Raw genomic sequence first — 19379 nt, 5'->3', positions numbered from 1 at the left:
GCGCCACCGCCAGCGCCGCCACGGCCAGGAAGAGCAGCCAGATCATCGCCCCGCCTCGTCCTCCAACGCGGCGAGGCGGGCGCGCTCGGCCTCGCTCAGCGGCGGCGCCTCGGGCACCGCGCCGCGCCGGCGGCGGACCAGCAGGATGGCCAGCGCGCCGCCGCCGACCGCCAGCACCGGCATGCCCCAGAGCAGCGCCGTGGCCCAGGTGACGGGCGGGCGCAGCAGCACGAAGTCGCCGTAGCGGTCATGGACATAGTCCATCACCTGGCGGTCGCTCTCGCCCATCGCCACCCGCTCGCGCACGATGCGGCGCAGGTCGCGCGCCAAGTCGGCCTCGCTGTCCTCGATCGACTGGTTCTGGCAGACGAGGCAGCGCAGCTCGCGCCCGATCTCCCGCGCCCGCGCCTCCTGCGCCGGGTCGCGCAGCATCTCCGAGGGCAGGCCGACGGCGCGCGCCGCGCCGGACAGGCCGGACGCCAGCACGAGCGCGAGCGCCAGGGCGGACAGGGTGCGGCGCATCAGGCGTGGCGCCGCAGCAGCGGGCGGATGTCCTGCTCCAGCACCTCGGGCGTCACCGGCCCCGGCCAGCGCCAGCGGACGATGCCCTGGCGGTCGATGAGATAGCTCTCCGGCACGCCATAGACCCCCCAGTCGATGGCGACGCGGCCCGGCGCGTCCTGCGCCAGCTGGCGGAAGGGGTTGCCATGGCGCTGCAGGAAGGCCCGCGCATCGGCCGGCCGGTCCTTGTAGTTGATGCCGAGGATCGTCACCCCCTCCCGCGCCAGCCGCATCAGCTGCGGATGCTCGACGATGCAGGGCACGCACCAGCTGGCCCAGAAGTTCACCAGCACCGGCGCGGGCAGGCCGCGCAGCGCCGCCTCGGTCAGCGGCGGGGCGCCCTCCTCCAGCGCCGGCAGGCTGAAGGCCGGCGTCGCGCGGCCGAGCAGCGCGGAGGGCACGCCGCGCGGGTCGTAGCTGCCATCGCCCAGGCCGCGCAGCATGGCGTAGAAGCCGGCGCCCCCGGCCGCGACGAGGCCGAGCGGGGCGAGCATCAGCAGGCGGCGATTCATGGGTGGTCGTCCGTTCCTCTCGGCGTCATGCCGGCACGGCCCGCCGCTTCGCCGACGGCGCCGCGACACGCACCCGCCGGTCGGAGAGGGAGAGCCCGCCGCCCAGCGCCATGATGGCGGCGCCCAGCCAGATCCAGGGCGCCAGCGGGTTGTGGTGCAGGCGCAGCACCGCCGCGCCCTCCTGCTCCTCGCCCAGCACGGCGTAGAGGTCGACGAGCCAGGTGGTGTGGATGGCGGCCTCGGTGGTGGTCATCCGCGCCACGGGGAAGAAGCGCCGCTCCGGCGCCAGCACGGCGACGGTGGCGCCGTTCCGTGTCACCGTCACGGTGGCGCGCCGGGCGGACCAGTTGGACCCCACGGCATCCTCGACCCGGTCGAGGCGCCATTCATAGCCCGCCAGCGCCACGCTCTCCCCGGGCTGCAAGCCGGCCAGCCGGTCGGTGGCCAGGCCCATGCCCGCCATGCCCAGGATCGAGACGCCGAGCCCGGCATGCGCGATGGCCGCGCCCCAGGCCGCGCGCGGCAGGCCCCGCGCCCGGCTCCAGGCGGCGGCGGGCCGGCGGAACAGGGCGATGCGGTCGAGAACATCGGCCAGCGCGCCGCCGATCAGCCATGCGGCGGCGGCGAAGCCCAGTGCCGGGCCGATCCGCGCGCCGGCGAGGGCGAGGCAGGCCGCCGCCGCCAGCGCCGCCAGCAGCGCCGCCCACCAGAGCCGCTGCAGCACCGGCCAGAGCTGCGCCCGCTTCCAGGGCAGCAGCGGCCCGGCCGCCATGGCCAGCACCAGCGGCACGGCCAGCGGCAGGATGGCGGTGTTGAAGAAGGGCGGCCCGACCGAGATCTTCTGCCCGAGCAGCAGGTCGGCGAACATCGGCCACAGCGTGCCGGTCAGCACCACCGCCGCCATCGAGCAGAGCAGCAGGTTGTTCAGCACCAGCCCGCCCTCGCGCGAGAGCGGGGCGAAGAGGCCGGCCGGCGCCATGGCCGGCGCCCGCCAGGCGAAGAGCGCCAGCCCGCCGCCCAGGTAGAAGACCAGCAGGCCGAGGATGAAGACGCCGCGCTCCGGGTCGTTGGCGAAGGCGTGCACCGAGTTCAGCACGCCCGAGCGCACCAGGAAGGTGCCGAGCAGCGAGAAGCCGAAGGCCAGCAGCGCCAGCAGCACGGTCCAGACCTTCAGCGCCTCGCGCTTCTCGACCACGATGGCCGAGTGCAGCAGCGCCGTGCCGGCCAGCCAGGGCAGCAGCGAGGCGTTCTCCACCGGGTCCCAGAACCACCAGCCGCCCCAGCCCAGCTCGTAATAGGCCCACCAGGAGCCGAGCGCGATGCCGAGGGTGAGGAAGGCCCAGGCGGCCAGCGCCCAGGGCCGCACCCAGCGCCCCCAGGCGGCATCCACCCGCCCCTCGATCAGCGCCGCGACGGCGAAGGCGAAGGTCACGGCATAGCCGACATAGCCGAGGTAGAGCAGCGGCGGATGGAAGGCGAGGCCGGGGTCCTGCAGGATCGGGTTCAGCCCCTGCCCGTCCGGCGGCGGCGGCCAGACCCGGCCGAAGGGATTGGACGTGGCCAGGATGAAGGCCAGGAAGCCCACCGCGACCAGTCCCAGCACGCCGAGCACGCGGGCGCGCAGCACCCCCGGCAGGTCGCGCCCGAAGCCGGCCACCGCCCCGCCGCAGAGCGCCAGGATCAGCACCCAGAGCACCATCGAGCCCTCGTGGTTCCCCCAGGCGCCGGAGAGCTTGTAGAGCAGCGGCTTGGCCGAGTGGCTGTTCTGCACCACGTTGATGACGCTGGTGTCGTTGGTGACGAAGGCCCAGAGCAGGGCGGCGAAGGCGGCCGCGACCGCCAGCAGGTGCCCCGCCGCCAGCGGGCCGGCGGCGGCGATCAGCCGCGCCTCGCCGCGCTGCGCGCCGAGCAACGGCAGCACCGCCTGTGCCAGGGCCAGGGCGAGCGCCAGGGCCAGGGCGAAATGGCCGATCTCCGCGATCATCCGCCGCTCTTCGCCTCCGCGGCGGGGCTGCCAATGGGGCTGCCAATGGGGCTGCCAATGGGACTGGCAGTGGGACTGAGCGTGTTCCAGGAGGCGGCGGGGGGCGGGGCGCCCCGGGCCGGGTCCCAGTGCCCGCTGCGCTTCAGCGCGTCCGCCACCTCCGGCGGCATGTAGGTCTCGTCATGCCGGGCCAGAACCTCGCTGGCGCGGAACAGCCCGTCGGGGCCGAGGCGGCCGAGCGTCACCACGCCCTGCCCCTCGCGGAACAGGTCGGGCAACACGCCGACATAGGCGACGGGAATCGTCGCCGGCCCGTCGGTGACGCGGAAGCGGGCCTCGGGGCGGCCGTCCGGCGTCCGGCCGCGCTGCAGACTGCCGGTTTCGACCAGGCCGCCGAGGCGGAAGGCGCGGTCGGGGCCGGGCTGCCGCGTGGCGATGTCGCTCGGCGCCAGGAAGAACACCAGATTGTCCTGGAAGGCGGTCAGGGTCAGCGCCGTGGCGGTGCCGAGACCAAGGCCGGCCAGCAGCAGCACCCAGAGCCGCCGCTTCTTCCGCGCCGCGCCCATGCCGCGGCCCGGGGAGGCTCCAGGGGACATCCCGGAAGACGCCCCACTCATGCCCGCCCCTCCCGGCGCGGCTCGATCTGCCGCAGGCGCCGCCGTGCCAGGGCGTGGCGCCAGGCCGCCATCGCCGCCATGCCGCCGAAGCCCATCGCCGCCAGGGCCCAGGCGAGGGTCACGTGCCACCAGTGCAGGCTCATGCGCGCCGCGCCCGGGCCAGTTGCGCCTGCCGCAGGCGCCGTTCCATCACCGCCGCCCGGCTGCGCGCCAGCACCAGCGCGGCGAAGGCCAGGCTGAAGCCCAGGGCGCAGGTGAGCAGGGGATAGAGCAGCGCGACATGCAGGCCCGGGGCGCCGATGCGGGTGACCGAGGCCGTCTGATGAAGGGTGTTGAACCAGTCCACGCTCCACTTGATGACCGGCAGGTTCAGGGCCCCGATCAGCGCCAGGATGGCGCCGGCCCGGGCGCCGCGCTCCTCGTCGTCGAAGGCGCGGACCAGGGCGGCATGGCCGACCCAGAGGAAGAACAGCACCAGCACCGAGGTCATCCGCGCATCCCAGGCCCACCAGGTGCCCCACATCGGCCGGCCCCAGAGGCTGCCGGTGGCGAGGCAGAGGGCGGTGACCATGGCGCCGGCCGGCGACAGCTCCCGCGCCACCAGATCCGCCAGCGGATGGCGCCAGACCAGCGACAGCACCGACAGCACGGCCAGCCCGGCATAGCCGCCCATGGCCAGCCAGGCCATGGGGACATGCACGTACATGATCCGCACCGTCTCGCCCTGCTGCCAGTCGGGCGGCGAGAAGACCAGCGCCCAGGCGGCGCCGGCTCCCAGCACCAACCCGGCGAGCGCCCAGAGCCAGGGCAGCCAGCGGTCGGTCAGGCGCAGGAAGCGGCCGGGATTGGCGAGGCGGTGCAGCGCCGCGCCCCGTCCGGGCGGCGCGGCGGGGCGCGGGGCGGCCGCGGTGGGGCCGGGCAGGGGGGTGCTCACGGCGCGCAACCTAGCCTGCCCTCGCCGGAGGCGGAAACGCCGATCGCACGCTCGAACAACACGATAAGCCTGATCCATGAGCCAGGGGGGGGTGCGGGGGGGCGGATGCGGCAGACTTAGGCGCTGGCGTCGCCGGATTGAAGCCATGGCCGCACCCGGTTACGTGAGGGATACAGCGGCGCCGCCGGACGGGGGGCGCCCCAGGAGGGGAATCCGACCATGCTGTTCGCCATCTTCGCCGAGGACAAGCCGGGCGCGCTGGAGCTGCGCCTCGCCACCCGGCCGACGCATCTGGAGTACCTCGACAGCCAGGTCGAGAAGCTGGTCCAGGTCGGGCCGCTGCTCGACGCCGAGGGCAAGCCCTGCGGCAGCCTGCTGGTGGTCGAGGCGGCCGACCAGGCCGAGGCCGAGGCGCTGGCCGCCGGCGATCCCTATGCCAAGGCCAGCCTCTTCGCGCGCACCGTCATCCGCCCCTTCCGGCAGGTCTATGCCGGCGGCCAGCGCGTCGGCTGAGGCGGCTGGGCGGTGCGGCACTGGCTGGTCAAGAGCGAGCCCGACGCCTTCTCCTGGCAGGAGCAGGTGGCGAACGGGGTGGAACCCTGGACCGGCGTGCGCAACGCCCAGGCCGCCAACCACCTGAAGGCCATGCGCCGCGGCGACCTGGCCTTCTTCTACCATTCCAATATCGGCAAGGAGATCGTCGGCGTGGTCGAGGTGGCCCGCGAGGCCTATCCCGACCCCACGGAGACGGTGCCGGAGGGCAAGGCGCCGCGCTGGGTCTGCGTCGACATGCGCGCGGTGGGCGCGCTGCCGCGGCCGGTGGGCCTCGCGACCATCAGGGCGACGCCCGCGCTGGAGGGCATCGCCCTGGTGCGGCAGTCGCGCCTCTCGGTCATGCCGGTCTCGGCGGAGCACTGGGCGGTGCTCTGCCGGATGGGCGACTGGCGGAGCTAGGGGGGGCGGGGCCGAGGGGCGCTCAGCGCCGCGGGCGCGGCTCGCGGTCGCCGAACCAGGGCGTGCCCTGGCTGGGCGGAAATTCCGGCGGTGGCACCGGCGGCGGAACCAGGGGGCCGGGATCGACATAGACCTGCACCCCCGATCCGGTCTGGCCGGTGCCCGGCTCGCCCGGGCCCCAGGCGCCCTGGCCGGGTGGCCGGCGGCGGAGGTCGCGCGGGATCTCCTGCCACCCTCGATGGCGGCCATCGGCGCCACCCTGCCACGGGGCGCCCCCGGCCGGGTGCTCCGGGCGGCCTCCGTGGAGGCCCCGGGACTCGAAATGCCACGGCGTGCCTCCCTGGCGTCCGGTCTGGTGTCCGGTCGGGCCGGGAACATAGCCCTGGCCTTCATGGTCCAGGCGGAGCTGGGCCTCGGCGGCCCGGGGCGCGGCCAGGGCCAGCCCGGCGAGCAGCAGGGCGCAGTGGGTCCGGCATCGCATCGCGGCATCTCCCGTCTCGGCCATGCCAGTTTGCGCGACCGGGATGAACAGGGGATGAAGCGGCCGTGCCCGGCGACGGAGGAGGGAGAATGACCGAGGAACGCGCGCTGTGCCGCCTGGAGGAGATCGCCGACGGCAAGGCCAGGGGGTTTCCCGGCGTCTCCGGCGGCTTCATGGGGCTGCTCGCGGTGCGCCAGGGCGGGCAGGTCCGGGTCTATGTGAATGCCTGCCCGCATATCGGCGTGCCGCTGGAGATCATGCCGGACCGCTTCCTCGACGGCGCCGGGCGTCGCATCGTCTGCGCCGTGCATGGCGCGACCTTCCGCATCGAGGACGGCTTCTGCCTCACCGGCCCCTGCGCGGGGGACAGCCTGGAGGCGGTGCCGGCGCGGATCGACGCGGAGGGGACGATCTGGGTGCCGGCCGAGGCGGGGGCCTGAGGCGCCGCTCAGCGCCCCGCCAGGGCCTTGTTCTCCAGCCGCGAGATCACCCGCACCAGCGGCCAGAGCAGCAGGAAGTAGGCCACCGCCGCCGCCACGATCGGCGTCGCGTTGTAGGTCGCGTTCTGCGCCTGCCGCGCCTGGAACAGCAGTTCCGGCAGGGCGACGACGCTGGCGATGGAGGTGAGCTTCACCACCTCCAGCGTGTTGCTCACCAGGTCCGGCAGCACGTTGCGCACCGCCTGCGGCAGCACCACGTGCGCCAGCGCCTGCCCCCGCGAGAGGCCGGTGCTGCGCGCCGCCTCCATCTGGCCGCGCGGCACGCTCTCGATGCCGGCGCGCAGCACCTCGCCGTAATAGGCGCCGGTGTTGAGGAAGAAGCCGATGGCCACCGCCCCCCAGGCGCCGGTGTCGATGCCGGCGAAGGGCAGCCCGGCATAGAGGAAGACCAGCAGCACCAGCGGCGGGATGGCGCGGAACAGGTCGGTCCAGCCGGCCGCCGCCAGCCGCACCGCGCGCGGGCCGGAGGTGGCCAGCAGGGCCAGCAGGACGCCGCCCGCGAGGCCGAGCGGCACGGTGATGGCCGAGAGCGCCAGGGTGTAGAGGAAGCCCTGCCACAGGATCGGCCAGGCCTCGCGGACGATGTCGGCGTTCAGGAAGGCGAAGACGAAGTTTTCCACGGCGACGCTCAGCCTTCTTCTTTCATGAGGTTCACGCCGCGCCGCGCGGCCCGCGATCGCATGGCTAGCGCTTCCAGGCGAAGCGCGTCTCGATCCAGCGGCCGAGCGCGACGACGGGGATGAACAAGATCAGGTAGGCGATGGCGCCGAGGGTCAGCGGCGAGGGATTGGCCGAGAAGGACATGGCGCTCTGCGCCGCGCCGAGGATCTCGGAGACGCCGACCACCGAGGCGAGCGCCGTGCCCTTGGTGATGGCGATGGTGCGGTTGGTCAGCGGCGGGATGGTGATGCGCAGCGCCTGCGGCAGCACGACATGGCCGAGCGTCTGCGCGAAGCCGAGGCCGGTGGAGCGCGCCGCCTCCCACTGCCCCTTCGGCACGGCGGTGATGCCGGCCCAGAAGATCTCCTCGGCGAAGGCGGCCAGCACCAGGGTCAGCGACAGCCATGTCGCGGCGAAGCCCGAGATGGACAGCCCCGCCGCCGGCAGACCGAAGAAGAGCAGCACGATGATGACCAGCGGCGGCAGGGCGCGGAACAGGTCCACCGTGAAGATGATCAGCCAGTTCAGCGGACGGATGGCCAGGCTGCGCAGCAGTGCGAGCAGCAGCCCCAGCGCCAGGCCCGAGACGACGATCAGCAGCGCCAGCAGGACGGTCAGGCCGAGCCCCTGCGCGATCTGCGGCAGGTAGGTCGCCATGACCTTGAGGTTGAAGAAGGAGAAAAGGAAGTTGTCGAGCCCGCCCATCGCCGCGTCTCAGTGCCGGTCGATCTGGCGGATGAAGGCGCGGGTGCGCTCGTGCTGCGGGTCGCCGAAGATCTGCGCCGGCGGCCCCTCCTCCAGCTTCTGGCCATCGGCCATGAACACCACGCGGTCGGCGGCGGCGCGGGCGAAGGCCATCTCGTGGCTGACCACCACCATGGTCATGCCGCTCTCGCGCAGCTCGCGCATCACCGCCAGCACGCCGCCCACCAGCTCGGGGTCGAGCGCGCTGGTCGGCTCGTCGAACAGCATGACGCGCGGCTCCAGCGCGATGGCCCGGGCGATGGCGACCCGCTGCTGCTGCCCGCCCGAGAGCTGCGCCGGATAATGGTCCGTCCGCTCGCCGAGGCCGACGCGCTCCAGCGCGCGGCCGGCGAGCTCCGCCGCCTCCGCCCTGCTCTTCCCCAGCACCCTGCGCAGCGCCAGCATGACGTTCTGCCGCGCCGTCATGTGCGGGTAGAGGTTGAAGCTCTGGAAGACCATGCCGATGCGGCGCCGGGCGGCGTTGATGTCCGTCCTGGGGTTCAGCAACTCGATGCCGTCAATATGGATCGAGCCGTCGCTCGGCTCCTCCAGCCGGTTCAGGCAGCGCAGCAGGGTGGACTTGCCGGAGCCCGAGGGGCCGATGATGAAGACCAGCTCGCGCTCCGCCACCGCGAGGTCGACGCCCTTGAGCACCGTGAGCGAGCCGAACCGCTTCCAGAGGCCGCGCGCATCGACGATCGGGCGCGGCGCGGGGGGGGATGAAGACATCGGCGCATTCCTCGGCTTCTCGGCTGGGCGCCTATAGGGCAGGCTGGGCAGGCTGGCAAAAGTATCGGTATGCAATTTCCGCGCCAGGATTCCGGTCAGGGCGGCGGGCCGGCCTCCGTGATGCGCCCCTCCAGCCGGGTACGGGCGGCGCCCTGCCGCCGCAGCCAGTCCGCCAGCGCCTCCTCCAGCGGCCGGCCGTTGTCGAGCACGGCCAGCGGGGCGTCGCGCAGCGCCGCGTAGCCATCGCCGCCGCGCCGCAGGAAGTCGTTGGTGACGATGCGGTAGGCAGCCTCCGGCCGCCACGGCGCGCCGCCGACCTCGACCGAGGCCAGTCGCTCCCCCGGTGGCGCGCCGGGCCGCCAGCGCAGCCGCATCCCCGCCACCTGCGGAAAGCCGCCGCCATTCTCGTGCGCGCGCGCCAGCCCCGCCTCCAGTGCCGCCCACAGGTCGGCGCCGCGCAGGGTGACGACCGAGAGCGTGTTGCCGAAGGGCAGCATCTCGAGCAGCGCGCCCCAGCTCACCACCCTCTCCGGCAGGCCGGCGCGCAGCCCGCCGCCATTGGTCAGGGCGGCGTCCGCCCCCGGCGCCGCCGCCAGCATGGCGTCGGCCAGCAGGTTGCCGAGGCGGCATTCGCCCTGGCGGCACCCCGCGGGTGAGAGGCCCGGCGCGCCCGGCCCCACGGCGCGCGCGCGCAGCGCCGCCAGCGGCGCGCCGTATTCCGCGACCAGCGCGGCCACGGCCGGGTCCGGCGCCAGCGACTCGTCCACCGCCCGCACCATGCCGCCATGTCCGGCGACCCGGCCATCGGCGCCCAGGTCCAGGTCGAGCCGGCCGAGCCAGCGGCCATAGGCGCCGGCCTGGACGATGCGCACGGCGCGGTCGCGCCCCTCCACCACCAGCGGATGCGGCCCCTCGGCGCCGGGCAGGCCATCGGCCAGCAGCGTATGGGAATGGCCGCCGATGATGGCGTCGATGCCGGGCACGGCGGCGGCGAGCGCGCGGTCGGCGGCGAGGCCGAGATGCGACAGCACCAGGATCGTCGCCGGCCCGCCGGCGCGGATGGCGGCGATCTCGCGCAGGGCGGCCTCCGCCGCCTCGGTGAAGCGCAGGCCCGGGCCCGGGCTGGAGGCCTGCGGCGTGGTCTCGGTGGTGAGGCCGATGACGCCGATCCGCAGGCCGCCGCGCCGGAAGGCCACATGGCCGCGGATGCGGGCCGCCAGGGCCGGCTCGCGCGCCATGTCCAGATTGGCCGAGAGCAGGGGGAAGTCCACCGCCGCGGCATAGGCGGCGAGCGTCAGCGGGCCGTGGTCGAACTCGTGGTTGCCGAGCGCCATGGCCTGGCAGCCGGTGGCACGCTGCACCGCCGCCTCGGCCAGGCCGCGATGCGCGGTGTGATAGAGGCTGCCGGTGAACTGGTCCCCGGCATCGAGATGCAGCACGGCCCGGCCGTCGGCTTCCGCCGCGCGCCGCGCCACGGCCAGGGCGGTGGCCATCCGCGCGCTGCCGCCGAGGCAGGGGCGGCCCTCCTGGCAGGCGGCGCCCGAGGCCTGCTGCCCGTCATGCCGGGCATGGACGTCGTTCAGATGCAGCAGGGTGAGGCGCCCGGCGGTTTCCGCCGCGGCGCGGCGCAGGCCGGGGAGGCCGAGAGGGGGGAGGCCGAGAGGGGGGAGGCCGAGAGGGGGCAGGCCGAAGGCGGGCAGGGCCAGACCGCCGGCCAGCAGGGCCCGGCGGGTGGTGCGGAAATGACGCATGGCCATAAAATTTCCGGTTGGGGTCGCTTTGCCGTCCTTCGCCTCAGCTTTAGCCCAAGACTTGCCTTATTCCGAATGTCCCTTGCATGACGGCGGCCGCGTCGATCCGGCATGGCCGCCGCCCTGCGCCTGACGTGAGACTGGAATTGCGATGCAGGTCTACCTGCCCATCGCCGAGATGTCGGTCGATGCCCTGCTGCTGCTCGGCATCGGCTTCGGCGTGGGCTGGCTTTCCGGCCTGTTCGGCGTCGGCGGCGGCTTCCTGCTGACGCCGCTGCTGATCCTCATCGGCATCCCGGCGCCGGTGGCGGTCGCCTCGGGCGCCAACCAGACCCTTGGCGCCTCGGTCTCCGGCCTGATCGCGCAGTGGCGCCGCGGCAATGTCGATCCGCGCATGGGGCTGGTGCTGCTGGCCGGCGGCTTCGTCGGCTCGGCGCTCGGCGTGCAGCTCTTCGCCTGGTTGCGGCGCCAGGGGCAGGTGGATCTCGCCGTCGCCGTCTTCTACGTGGTCGTGCTCGGCAGCGTCGGCGGGCTGATGGTGCGGGAGAGCGTGCGTGCCATCCTGCGCCGCCGCCGGCGCGGCACCGCGCCGGCCCGGCTGCACGCGCATCTCTGGATGCACGGCCTTCCCTTCAAGCTGCGCTTCCGCAAGTCGCGCCTCTACATCTCGGTCATCCCGCCCCTGCTGATCGGCCTGATGATCGGCGTGCTCTCGGCCGTGATGGGGGTCGGCGGCGGCTTCATGCTGGTCCCCGCGATGATCTACCTGCTCGGCATGCCGACGGCGGTGGTGATCGGCACCTCGCTGTTCCAGGTCGTCTTCGTGGCCGCTAATGTCACGCTGCTGCAGGCCGTCTCGACCGGCAGCGTCGACATCGTGCTGACCCTGCTGCTGCTGGTGGGCGGCGTGGCCGGGGCGCAGTTCGGCGCCTCGATGGGCACGCGGCTGCGCGGCGAGGAGACGCGCTTCCTGCTCGGCCTGCTGGTGCTGGGCGTGGCGCTCAGCCTGCTCTGGGGCCTGGTGGCGACGCCGGACAGCCTCTTCGCCATCGGGCCGATCCCGTCATGAGGCGCTGGCGGGCCATGACCCTGCTGCTCGCGGCCCTCCTCCTGCCGGACGGGCCGGCCCCGGCGCAGCCCCTGCCCCTGCCCCCGCCGCCGCCCGCCCCGCCGCAGCAGCCGGCGCAGGCGCGCCCGCCCCTGGTGGCGGAGCTGTCGCAGACGCGGGTCGAGATCTCCACCGGCTTCAGCGGCACCGACGTGCTGGTCTTCGGCGCCACCGAGCGGCTGCTCGGCCCGGGCGGCGACGACATCCTGGTGGTGGCGCAAAGCCCGCCGGAGCCCATGGTGGTGCGCCGGCGCGTCAATGTGCTGGGCTTCTGGATCAACGGCCCCTCGGCCCGCTTCCGCCAGGTGCCGGGCTTCTACCTGCTGACCGGCACCCGCCCGCTGCGCGAGCTGCTGAGCGAGGAGGAGCGCGCCGCCAAGCGACTCGGCCTCGACAACCTGCCGCTCGCCTCGACCGGCGTGCAGGACCCCGCCTATCACGAGGCGCTGCTGCGGCTGAAGCAGGACGCCATGCTGTGGCACGAGGAGGACGAGGCGATCCAGATCTCGGGCGCCCGCCTGTTCCGCGCCCGCCTGCCCCTGCCGGCCACCGTCGCCACCGGCGATTTCCGCGTCGAGGTGCTGCTGGTGCGGGATGGCCGCGTGATGGCGCGGCAGGAGCTCGGCTTCCGGGTCGAGCGGGTCGGCGCCGCCGCGCGCATCGCCGATGTCGCGGAGCAGGATCCGGTGATATACGGGCTGGCCTGCATCCTGCTCGCGGCCCTCGCCGGATGGCTGGGAAGCGTGCTCTTCCGGAGGGGATGAATGCCCGAAGCCGCACGCCGGGACCGCGTTTTCCTGGTCGTCGTCGATGACAGCCCGGAGCGCCAGATCGCCCTGCGCTATGCCTGCCTGCGTGCCCGCAACGGCGGCGGCCGTGTCGCCCTGCTGCGGGTGATCGAGGAGGAGGGGACGGTCGAATGGGCCGGCGTCGGGGCCATGCTGCAGGAGGAGCGGCGCGACGAGGCCGAGAAGCTGCTCTCGGCGCTGGCCGCCGAGGTGCAGGAGATCACCGGCGGCCTGCCGATCCTGCTGATCCGCGAGGGCGATCCGCGCGACGAGCTGCTGGCCCTGCTGGAGGAGGATCCGCGCATCTCCATCCTGGTGCTGGCCAGCGCCACCTCGGGCGGCGGGCCCGGCCCGCTGATCAGCGCCCTGATCGGCCGCTACGCGCCGCGCCTGCGGGTGCCGCTGACCATCGTTCCCGGCAATCTCGACGAGGCCGAGCTCAGCCGCGTGACCTGAGCGCGCGCCCTTGACCTGGCCTCCCGTGCGCCTGGGCATTCCGTGCCTGGCATGAGGCGGCGGAATGGCTCGCCGCTTGCGCAATCCCGCGCCATCGCCCACATCCGGGCGAGGAACCCCGACGCCGCAGCACGGAAAAGCCGAGACCGATGTTCATCGAGACCGAAGCCACCCCGAATCCCGCCACGCTGAAGTTCCTGCCCGGGCAGGACGTGATGGGCGCGCGCGGCACGGCGGATTTCATCAGCCCCGACGGCGCGGCGCGCAGCCCGCTGGCCGAGCGGCTCTTCAGCCTCGAGGGCGTCGCGCGCGTCTTCCTGGGCGCCGATTTCGTCACCGTCACCAAGACCGATGCGATCGACTGGCAGGCGCTGAAGCCGCAGGTTCTGGGCGCCGTCATGGAGCACTACATGGCCGGCCGGCCGGTGGTGCTGGAGGCCGAGGGCGAGGCGGCGCTGGAGGACAGTGACCCGGCCGATGCCGAGATCGTCGCGCAGATCAAGGAGCTGCTGGACACGCGGGTGCGCCCGGCGGTGGCCGGCGATGGCGGCGACATCGTCTTCCGCGGCTTCCGGGACGGCATCGTCCGGCTGCACCTGCAGGGCGCCTGCTCCGGCTGCCCCTCCTCCCGCGCCACGCTGAAGCACGGTGTTGAGAACATGCTGCGCCACTACGTGCCCGAGGTGGTCGCGGTGGAGCAGGTCGAGGGCTGAGGCGCCGCCCCGCCCGGCGTTTTTCGCCAGGCTGACCCTGGCCGGCGGGGCTTGCGCGCCGGCCGGCGGCGGGCATCCTGCTGCGATGCAACAGGAGTGACTGCCCGATGGCCGAGAAACTTGACTCCCACGCCCTGGACCAGCTGTTCCGTACCGCCCGCACCCACAACAGGTGGCAGGAGCGCGCGGTGTCCGACGAGACGCTGCGCGAGCTCTACGATCTGCTGAAGATGGGCCCCACCAGCGCCAACTCCAGCCCGGCACGCTTCGTCTTCATCCGCACGCGGGAGGGCAAGGAGAAGCTGCGCCCTGCCCTCTCCGCCGGCAACCTCGAGAAGACCATGACCGCGCCGGTGACGGTGATCGTCGCCTGGGACAGCCGCTTCTACGACAAGCTTCCGGTGCTCTTCCCGCATGCCGACGCCAAGTCGTGGTTCACCGGCAGCGAGGCCTTCGCGGAGGCCACCGCCTTCCGCAACGCCTCCTTGCAGGGCGCCTACCTGATCCTGGCGGCGCGCGCGCTCGGCCTGGATGCGGGCGCGATGAGCGGCTTCGACAACGCCAAGGTGGACGAGGCCTTCCTGGCCGGCACCGGCTGGAAGTCGAACTTCCTGGTCAATCTGGGCTATGGCGACGAGAGCGGCCTGTTCGACCGCCTGCCGCGCCTGGCCTTCGACGAGGTGGCGGACCTGGCCTGACGGCCGTCCCCTCGGGCAGGCGCCCTGGCCCGGCGGGCGGTTTCAGCCGCGCGCCGCCGCCAGAGCCTCGGCGGCGTCCAGCCGCCCGTCATACAGCGCCCGCCCGATGATGGTGCCGGCGACACAGCCCGTCGCCTTCAGCGCCGCGATATCGGCGAGCCCCGCCACGCCGCCGGAGGCGATGACCGGGGTGGAGAGGCGGCGCGCCAGCTCCGCCGTCGCCGTCACGTTCACCCCGCCCAGCATGCCGTCCCGTTCGATGTCCGTGTGGATGATGGCGGCCGCCCCGGCATCCTCGAAGGACAGGGCGAGATCGAGGGCGGAGACGCTGCTCACCTCGGCCCAGCCCTCGGTGGCCACCATCCCGTCCCGCGCGTCGATGCCGACGGCGACCCGGCCGGGGAAGGCCTGGCAGGCGGCGCGGGCGAAGTCCGGATCCTTGACCGCCGCCGAGCCGAGGATGACGCGGCTGATGCCGCGCGCCAGCCAGGCCTCGACCGTCGTCATGTCGCGGATGCCGCCGCCGAGCTGCACGGGGCGGGAGGTGTGCGCCAGGATATTGGCCACCGCCTCGGCATTGGCCGGGCGGCCGGCGAAGGCGCCGTCCAGGTCGACGACATGCAGCCATTCGAAGCCGGCCTCGTCGAAGGCCCGCGCCTGCCCTCCCGGATCGCCGTAAATCGTGGCCTGGGCCATGTCGCCGCGCTTCAGGCGTACCACCTGGCCGGCCTTGAGGTCGATCGCGGGGTAGAGGGTGAAGGCCATGCTGGCTCCTGGTGGCGGGCCGGAGGCGGCGGGGCGCGTCACTCGCCGCGGTCCCGCTCGCTGCGGATGTCGAGCGGCCGGCCGCGGGGCGCTTCCAGCAGCTTGTGGTAATAGTGCCCCGCCACCGTCTGGCCCCGCACCCGGGCATAGGCCGGATGGGTGCCCCAGCGGATATAGCCCAGCCCCTCGAAGAGGGCGATGGCGGTGGCCTGGGTCTCGCGCACGTCGAGGTTCAGCACCCGGTGGCCGAGGGCCGCCGCATGCTCCTCCACCCGCCGCACCAGCAGCCGCGCCAGGCCGTGGCCGCGCGCATAGGGGGCGATATAGGCATGGGTCAGATGCGCGCTGAAGGCCTGCGCCTCGTTGTTGCGCGGCGGACGGATGAGCTGCGCCGAGCCCACCGGCACGCCGTCCAGCCGGGCGACGAAGAGGGAGATGGCCGGCACCAGCAGCACGCCGCGGAAATGCCGCGTCAGCGCCTCGCGCCCCTGCGGCTCGATCCAGCCGAAGCCGCCGCCCTCGATGATGGCGGCATCCGTCGCCTCGCAGAGATCGGCCAGCTCCGCCTCGTCCAGCGCCTCGGCCCGCTCGACCTCCAGGGCATGCTCACGCCGCGACATCACGGGGACCAGGCCAGGAAGTTGGCCAGCATGCGCAGGCCGGTGAACTGGCTCTTCTCGACATGGAACTGGGTGCCGACCATGTTGTCGCGCCCGGCGACGGCGACCACGGGTCCGCCGTAATCGGCGGTGGCCAGGATCTCCTCCGGCCGGCCGCCGGCCAGGGCGTAGGAATGAACGAAATAGGCGTGGTCGCCCGGCGCCAGCCCGGCCAGGACCGGATGGGCCCCCGGCGCGAAGCGGAGCGCGTTCCAGCCCATCTGCGGCAGGGGCAGGGGCGCGCCCGCGGCATCGCGCGGGTCGATCGGCGCCACATCGCCGCCGATCCAGCCGAGGCCCGGCGTCACGCCATGCTCCAGCCCGTGCTCGGCCATCAGCTGCATGCCGACGCAGATGCCGAGGAAGGGCACGCCGCGCCGCAGCACCGCCGCCTCCACCGCCTCGACCATGCCCGGCATGGCGTCCAGGCCCCGGCGGCAGGCGGCGAAGGCACCCTGCCCCGGCAGGACGACGCGGTCGGCCCGCGCCACCGCCTCTGCCCTGTCCTCCACGGCGATCTCGGCCGCGATCCCGCCATCGCGCGCGGCGCGGTGCAGGGCGCGCAGCACCGAGGCCAGGTTGCCCGAACCCGGATCGACCACCGCAACCCTCATGCCCGGCCTCCTTCCACCGCCGCCAGCTCCGGCCGGCGGTCCAGCGCGCGCAGCAGCGCCGCTTCCTCATCGCCGCCCAGCACCACGGCGGCGACCGGCAGGCCGCGCCGCGCCAGGCTCCAGCGCCGCAGATCCTGTGCCTGCAGGCCGATCAGGATCTGCGCCGCGATCAGGACATAGGGCGTGACGGCGGCCGGCAACAGCACCGCCGCCAGCACGGCGAGGGCCAGCCAGAGCAGCAGCACCAGCCAGAGCCGGTGCATCAGGAACCACAGCGGCGGCAGCAGCGCCGCGAGCCAGGAGAAGCCTTCCGGCACCAGCACCAGCCGGCCGCGGCGGGGCGGCGCCTCCGGCATGGCCCCCACCGGCATGGCCCCCGCCGGCGGCACCGAGGCGCGCGGCGCGGGGGCGGGCGGCAACGGGGCGTGGACGGTCCAGGCGCGCATCAGCCCTCCAGCACGCCCTTGGTGGAGGGAATCGCGCCGGCCATGCGCGGGTCCGGCTCCACCGCCTGCCGCAGCGCCCGCGCCACCGCCTTGAACACGCCCTCGGCGATGTGGTGCGCGTTGGTCCCGGCGCGCTGCACGATGTGCAGCGTCAGGCCGGACTGCATGGCGAAGGCGCGGAAGAACTCCTCGAACAGCTCGGTGTCCATCTCGCCCACCTTGTCGCGCGGGAAGCGCACGCTCCAGGCCAGGAAGGGGCGGCCGGAGATGTCGATGGCGGCCTCGGCCAGCGCCTCGTCCATCGGCACCACGGCGTGGCCGTAGCGGCGGATGCCGCGCTTCTCGCCGAGCGCCCGCCGCAACGCCTGGCCGAGCACGATGCCGACATCCTCCGTGGTGTGGTGGAAGTCGATGTGCAGGTCGCCCTTCGCCGCCACCTCGAGGTCGATCAGGCTGTGGCGGCTGAGCGCCGTCAGCATGTGGTCGAGGAAGCCGATCCCGGTGGCGATGCGCCCCTGCCCGGTCCCGTCCAGGTCGAGGCGGAGGCGGATCTCGGTCTCGCTGGTCTGGCGGGTGATCTCGGCGGTGCGGGGCGCGGGCGACATGGGGGCTTCCTAGACCGGGGGCGGGAGATTGCCCAGGGGGGAGAGCGGGGGGCAGCGGCGGGGTGGGCGGGTTCCGGGGCCGGCCGCTTGTTGCGCCGCCACCGCGATGCCATCTGCTGCGCATGAACGCGACGACTCACGATCCCCTGGGCTGGCATGGCACCACCATCCTCTGCGTCCGCAAGGACGGACAGGTGGCCATGGCCGGCGACGGTCAGGTCTCCATGGGCCAGACTGTGGTCAAGAACAACGCCCGCAAGGTCCGCCGCATCGCCGGCGGCAAGGTGGTGACCGGTTTCGCCGGCGCCACCGCCGATGCCTTCACCCTGCTGGAGCGCCTGGAGGCCAAGCTGGAACGCTTCCCCGACCAGCTGGAGCGCGCGGCGGTGGAGCTGGCCAAGGACTGGCGCACCGACCGCTACCTGCGCCGGCTCGAGGCGCTGCTGGCGGTGGCCGACAAGGACCGCTCCCTGCTGATCACCGGCAATGGCGACGTGCTGGAGCCCGAGGATTCCATCATCGGCATCGGCTCCGGTGGCAACTACGCGCTGGCCGCCGCCCGCGCCCTGATCGACGTGGACGGCATGACGGCCGAGCAGATCGCCCGCAAGGCGATGGGCATCGCCGCCGAGATCTGCGTCTACACCAATGGCCGCATGGTCGTGGAGACGCTCTGAGCCATGAACGACACCGTCAACCTCTCCCCGCGCGAGATCGTCTCGGAGCTGGACCGCTTCATCATCGGCCAGCATGAGGCCAAGCGCGCCGTCGCCATCGCGCTGCGCAACCGCTGGCGCCGGCAGCAGCTTCCCGAGGGCATCCGCGAGGAAGTGGTGCCGAAGAACATCCTGATGATCGGGCCGACCGGCTGCGGCAAGACCGAGATCGCCCGGCGGCTCGCCAAGCTGGCGGACGCCCCCTTCGTCAAGGTCGAGGCCACCAAGTTCACCGAGGTCGGCTATGTCGGCCGCGACGTGGACAGCATCATCCGCGACCTCGTCGAGGTCTCCATCACCCGCACGCGCGAGGCCAGCCGCAAGGAGGTGCAGGCCAAGGCGGAACTCTCCGCCGAGGAGCGGCTGATCACCGCCCTGGTCGGCGAGGGCGCCTCGGGTGAGACGCGGATGAAGTTCCGCCGCATGCTGCGCGAGGGCCAGCTGGAGGAGAAGGAGGTCGAGGTGCAGGTCGCCGAGACCGGCTCGACGCCGATCGGGATGATGGACATGCCGGGCATGCCGCCGGGGCAGATGGCCAACATCCAGGAGATGATGGGCAAGATGTTCGGCCGCCAGGCGAAGGCGCGCAAGCTGCGCGTCGCCGAGGCCCGCGCGGCGCTGATCCAGGACGAGGCCGACCGGCTGCTCGACCAGGAGAAGCTGACCCGCGACGCGGTCGCCCATGTCGAGAACAACGGCATCGTCTTCGTCGACGAGATCGACAAGGTCTGCGCCCGCACCGGCGAGGGCTTCCGCGGCGGCGACGTCAGCCGCGAGGGCGTGCAGCGCGACCTGCTGCCGCTGATCGAGGGCACCACCGTCGCCACCAAGCACGGCCCGGTGAAGACCGACCATATCCTGTTCATCGCCTCCGGCGCCTTCCACATCGCCAAGCCTTCCGACCTGCTGCCGGAGCTGCAGGGCCGCCTGCCGATCCGCGTCGAGCTCGGCGCGCTGACGCGGGACGACTTCCGCCGCATCCTGACCGAGCCGGAGCATTCCCTGGCGAAGCAGTACGTGGCGCTGCTCGGCACCGAGGGCGTGACGCTGGACCTGACGGCCGACGCGGTCGACGCGATCGCCGATCTCGCCGCCGAGATCAACGCGCGGGTCGAGAACATCGGCGCCCGGCGGCTGGCGACGGTGCTGGAGAAGCTGCTGGAGGAGGTCTCCTTCACCGCCAGCGACCGGCAGGGCGAAACCGTCCGGGTCGACGCCGCGTATGTGAAGGAGAAGGTCGCGCCGCTGGCCGCCAGCGCCGATCTCAGCCGCTTCATCCTGTGACCCGAAGGCCCTGATGACCGAGACCCTCCCCGCGTCCCTGCCCGTGCCCCTCCCCCTGCCCGCCGAGGCCGAGGCGGAGCTGGCCGAGGCGCGGCGGGTG

The 19379-nt window shown here is 73.4% G+C and carries 26 protein-coding genes; 10 read left to right on the top strand and 16 right to left on the bottom strand.

Features of this window, described 5'->3' with window-relative positions; translation table 11 throughout:
• Nucleotides 1-42: 42 nt before the first annotated feature.
• Genes ACVMLK_RS14505 through ACVMLK_RS14480 form a run of 6 tightly spaced genes read right to left on the bottom strand, consistent with a single transcriptional unit; the run spans nucleotide 43 to nucleotide 4608 of the window.
• A complete protein-coding gene (locus ACVMLK_RS14505; RefSeq protein ID WP_198367038.1) occupies nucleotides 43-522 on the bottom strand; it encodes a cytochrome c-type biogenesis protein in 480 nt (159 codons plus the stop codon).
• Entirely contained in the window at nucleotides 522-1073 is a 552-nt protein-coding gene (locus ACVMLK_RS14500; protein WP_198367037.1) for a DsbE family thiol:disulfide interchange protein, read from the bottom strand. The genes ACVMLK_RS14505 and ACVMLK_RS14500 overlap by 1 nt, the downstream gene beginning before the upstream one ends.
• A gap of 25 nt (nucleotides 1074-1098) precedes the next feature.
• Entirely contained in the window at nucleotides 1099-3057 is a 1959-nt protein-coding gene (locus ACVMLK_RS14495) for a heme lyase CcmF/NrfE family subunit (protein WP_198367036.1), read from the bottom strand.
• Nucleotides 3054-3623 (bottom strand): cytochrome c maturation protein CcmE, encoded by a 570-nt coding sequence (ccmE, locus tag ACVMLK_RS14490; RefSeq protein WP_422924733.1) that lies wholly within the window; start codon nucleotides 3621-3623, stop codon nucleotides 3054-3056. Before ccmE ends, ACVMLK_RS14495 begins: the two co-directional genes overlap by 4 nt.
• 47 nt (nucleotides 3624-3670) lie before the next feature.
• On the bottom strand, nucleotides 3671-3817 hold the full coding sequence (locus ACVMLK_RS14485) for a hypothetical protein (RefSeq protein ID WP_198367035.1): 147 nt from the start codon (nucleotides 3815-3817) through the stop codon (nucleotides 3671-3673).
• Nucleotides 3814-4608 (bottom strand): heme ABC transporter permease, encoded by a 795-nt coding sequence (locus tag ACVMLK_RS14480; protein WP_370592020.1) that lies wholly within the window; start codon nucleotides 4606-4608, stop codon nucleotides 3814-3816. The genes ACVMLK_RS14485 and ACVMLK_RS14480 overlap by 4 nt, the downstream gene beginning before the upstream one ends.
• Nucleotides 4609-4827: 219 nt before the next feature.
• Between ACVMLK_RS14480 and ACVMLK_RS14475 the strand changes: the two genes are divergently transcribed.
• The gene (locus tag ACVMLK_RS14475) at nucleotides 4828-5121 is read left to right on the top strand and encodes a YciI family protein (protein WP_457486767.1); all 294 of its coding nucleotides are present in this window, start codon (nucleotides 4828-4830) and stop codon (nucleotides 5119-5121) included.
• 12 nt (nucleotides 5122-5133) lie between these two features.
• Complete coding sequence (locus tag ACVMLK_RS14470) at nucleotides 5134-5562, top strand: EVE domain-containing protein (protein ID WP_457486766.1); 429 nt, start codon at nucleotides 5134-5136, stop codon at nucleotides 5560-5562.
• A 22-nt stretch (nucleotides 5563-5584) separates the two neighbouring features.
• Here ACVMLK_RS14470 and ACVMLK_RS14465 read toward each other — a convergent pair whose 3' ends face one another.
• Nucleotides 5585-6067 (bottom strand): hypothetical protein, encoded by a 483-nt coding sequence (locus ACVMLK_RS14465; protein WP_457486765.1) that lies wholly within the window; start codon nucleotides 6065-6067, stop codon nucleotides 5585-5587.
• A 65-nt stretch (nucleotides 6068-6132) separates the two neighbouring features.
• Between ACVMLK_RS14465 and ACVMLK_RS14460 the strand changes: the two genes are divergently transcribed.
• Nucleotides 6133-6483 carry a Rieske (2Fe-2S) protein gene (locus ACVMLK_RS14460; RefSeq protein ID WP_457486764.1) on the top strand — a complete coding sequence of 117 codons (351 nt, stop codon included), beginning with the start codon at nucleotides 6133-6135 and terminating at the stop codon, nucleotides 6481-6483.
• Nucleotides 6484-6491: 8 nt separating this feature from the next.
• Here ACVMLK_RS14460 and ACVMLK_RS14455 read toward each other — a convergent pair whose 3' ends face one another.
• From ACVMLK_RS14455 to ACVMLK_RS14440, 4 genes are all read right to left on the bottom strand, one after another.
• Complete coding sequence (locus tag ACVMLK_RS14455; RefSeq protein WP_198367029.1) at nucleotides 6492-7163, bottom strand: amino acid ABC transporter permease; 672 nt, start codon at nucleotides 7161-7163, stop codon at nucleotides 6492-6494.
• Between the two features lie 64 nt (nucleotides 7164-7227).
• Entirely contained in the window at nucleotides 7228-7908 is a 681-nt protein-coding gene (locus ACVMLK_RS14450) for an amino acid ABC transporter permease (protein WP_198367028.1), read from the bottom strand.
• A 9-nt stretch (nucleotides 7909-7917) separates the two neighbouring features.
• Nucleotides 7918-8676, bottom strand: coding sequence for an amino acid ABC transporter ATP-binding protein (locus ACVMLK_RS14445; RefSeq protein ID WP_232477203.1), 759 nt, complete (start codon nucleotides 8674-8676; stop codon nucleotides 7918-7920).
• A 95-nt stretch (nucleotides 8677-8771) separates the two neighbouring features.
• Nucleotides 8772-10433: a bifunctional metallophosphatase/5'-nucleotidase gene (locus ACVMLK_RS14440; protein WP_457486763.1), complete on the bottom strand. Its 1662-nt coding sequence runs from the start codon at nucleotides 10431-10433 to the stop codon at nucleotides 8772-8774.
• A gap of 145 nt (nucleotides 10434-10578) precedes the next feature.
• Between ACVMLK_RS14440 and ACVMLK_RS14435 the strand changes: the two genes are divergently transcribed.
• The 5 genes from ACVMLK_RS14435 (at nucleotide 10579) to ACVMLK_RS14415 (ending at nucleotide 14190) form a co-directional block, all read left to right on the top strand.
• Nucleotides 10579-11496 (top strand): sulfite exporter TauE/SafE family protein, encoded by a 918-nt coding sequence (locus ACVMLK_RS14435; RefSeq protein WP_198367026.1) that lies wholly within the window; start codon nucleotides 10579-10581, stop codon nucleotides 11494-11496.
• A gap of 14 nt (nucleotides 11497-11510) precedes the next feature.
• Nucleotides 11511-12299 carry a TIGR02186 family protein gene (locus tag ACVMLK_RS14430; protein ID WP_457486762.1) on the top strand — a complete coding sequence of 263 codons (789 nt, stop codon included), beginning with the start codon at nucleotides 11511-11513 and terminating at the stop codon, nucleotides 12297-12299.
• On the top strand, nucleotides 12300-12779 hold the full coding sequence (locus ACVMLK_RS14425) for a universal stress protein (protein ID WP_198367024.1): 480 nt from the start codon (nucleotides 12300-12302) through the stop codon (nucleotides 12777-12779).
• Between the two features lie 149 nt (nucleotides 12780-12928).
• Nucleotides 12929-13492 (top strand): NifU family protein, encoded by a 564-nt coding sequence (locus ACVMLK_RS14420; protein ID WP_198367023.1) that lies wholly within the window; start codon nucleotides 12929-12931, stop codon nucleotides 13490-13492.
• 107 nt (nucleotides 13493-13599) lie between these two features.
• Nucleotides 13600-14190 (top strand): malonic semialdehyde reductase, encoded by a 591-nt coding sequence (locus tag ACVMLK_RS14415; RefSeq protein ID WP_198367022.1) that lies wholly within the window; start codon nucleotides 13600-13602, stop codon nucleotides 14188-14190.
• Between the two features lie 42 nt (nucleotides 14191-14232).
• On the opposite strand, the gene hisA is transcribed toward ACVMLK_RS14415, so the two are convergent.
• The 5 genes from hisA to hisB are packed head-to-tail and all read right to left on the bottom strand — an operon-like array spanning nucleotide 14233 to nucleotide 17279.
• Nucleotides 14233-14955 (bottom strand): 1-(5-phosphoribosyl)-5-[(5-phosphoribosylamino)methylideneamino]imidazole-4-carboxamide isomerase, encoded by a 723-nt coding sequence (gene hisA / locus ACVMLK_RS14410; RefSeq protein ID WP_422922343.1) that lies wholly within the window; start codon nucleotides 14953-14955, stop codon nucleotides 14233-14235.
• A 38-nt stretch (nucleotides 14956-14993) separates the two neighbouring features.
• Nucleotides 14994-15575 (bottom strand): GNAT family N-acetyltransferase, encoded by a 582-nt coding sequence (locus ACVMLK_RS14405; RefSeq protein ID WP_198367020.1) that lies wholly within the window; start codon nucleotides 15573-15575, stop codon nucleotides 14994-14996.
• On the bottom strand, nucleotides 15575-16228 hold the full coding sequence (gene hisH / locus ACVMLK_RS14400; RefSeq protein ID WP_198367019.1) for an imidazole glycerol phosphate synthase subunit HisH: 654 nt from the start codon (nucleotides 16226-16228) through the stop codon (nucleotides 15575-15577). The genes ACVMLK_RS14405 and hisH overlap by 1 nt, the downstream gene beginning before the upstream one ends.
• Nucleotides 16225-16674, bottom strand: a complete 450-nt coding sequence (locus ACVMLK_RS14395; protein WP_198367018.1) for a DUF2628 domain-containing protein — start codon at nucleotides 16672-16674, stop codon at nucleotides 16225-16227. Before ACVMLK_RS14395 ends, hisH begins: the two co-directional genes overlap by 4 nt.
• Nucleotides 16674-17279, bottom strand: coding sequence for an imidazoleglycerol-phosphate dehydratase HisB (gene hisB / locus ACVMLK_RS14390; RefSeq protein ID WP_198367017.1), 606 nt, complete (start codon nucleotides 17277-17279; stop codon nucleotides 16674-16676). The genes ACVMLK_RS14395 and hisB overlap by 1 nt, the downstream gene beginning before the upstream one ends.
• Before the next feature lie 122 nt (nucleotides 17280-17401).
• Between hisB and hslV the strand changes: the two genes are divergently transcribed.
• A complete protein-coding gene (gene hslV, locus ACVMLK_RS14385; protein WP_198367016.1) occupies nucleotides 17402-17956 on the top strand; it encodes an ATP-dependent protease subunit HslV in 555 nt (184 codons plus the stop codon).
• Between the two features lie 3 nt (nucleotides 17957-17959).
• Nucleotides 17960-19279 (top strand): ATP-dependent protease ATPase subunit HslU, encoded by a 1320-nt coding sequence (hslU, locus tag ACVMLK_RS14380; protein ID WP_457486761.1) that lies wholly within the window; start codon nucleotides 17960-17962, stop codon nucleotides 19277-19279.
• Nucleotides 19280-19379: the final 100 nt, after the last annotated feature.

This window comes from Teichococcus aerofrigidensis (genome assembly GCF_054073225.1).
Note: the sequence above shows the minus strand (reverse complement) of the source record. Positions and strands in the feature narration are given on the sequence as shown.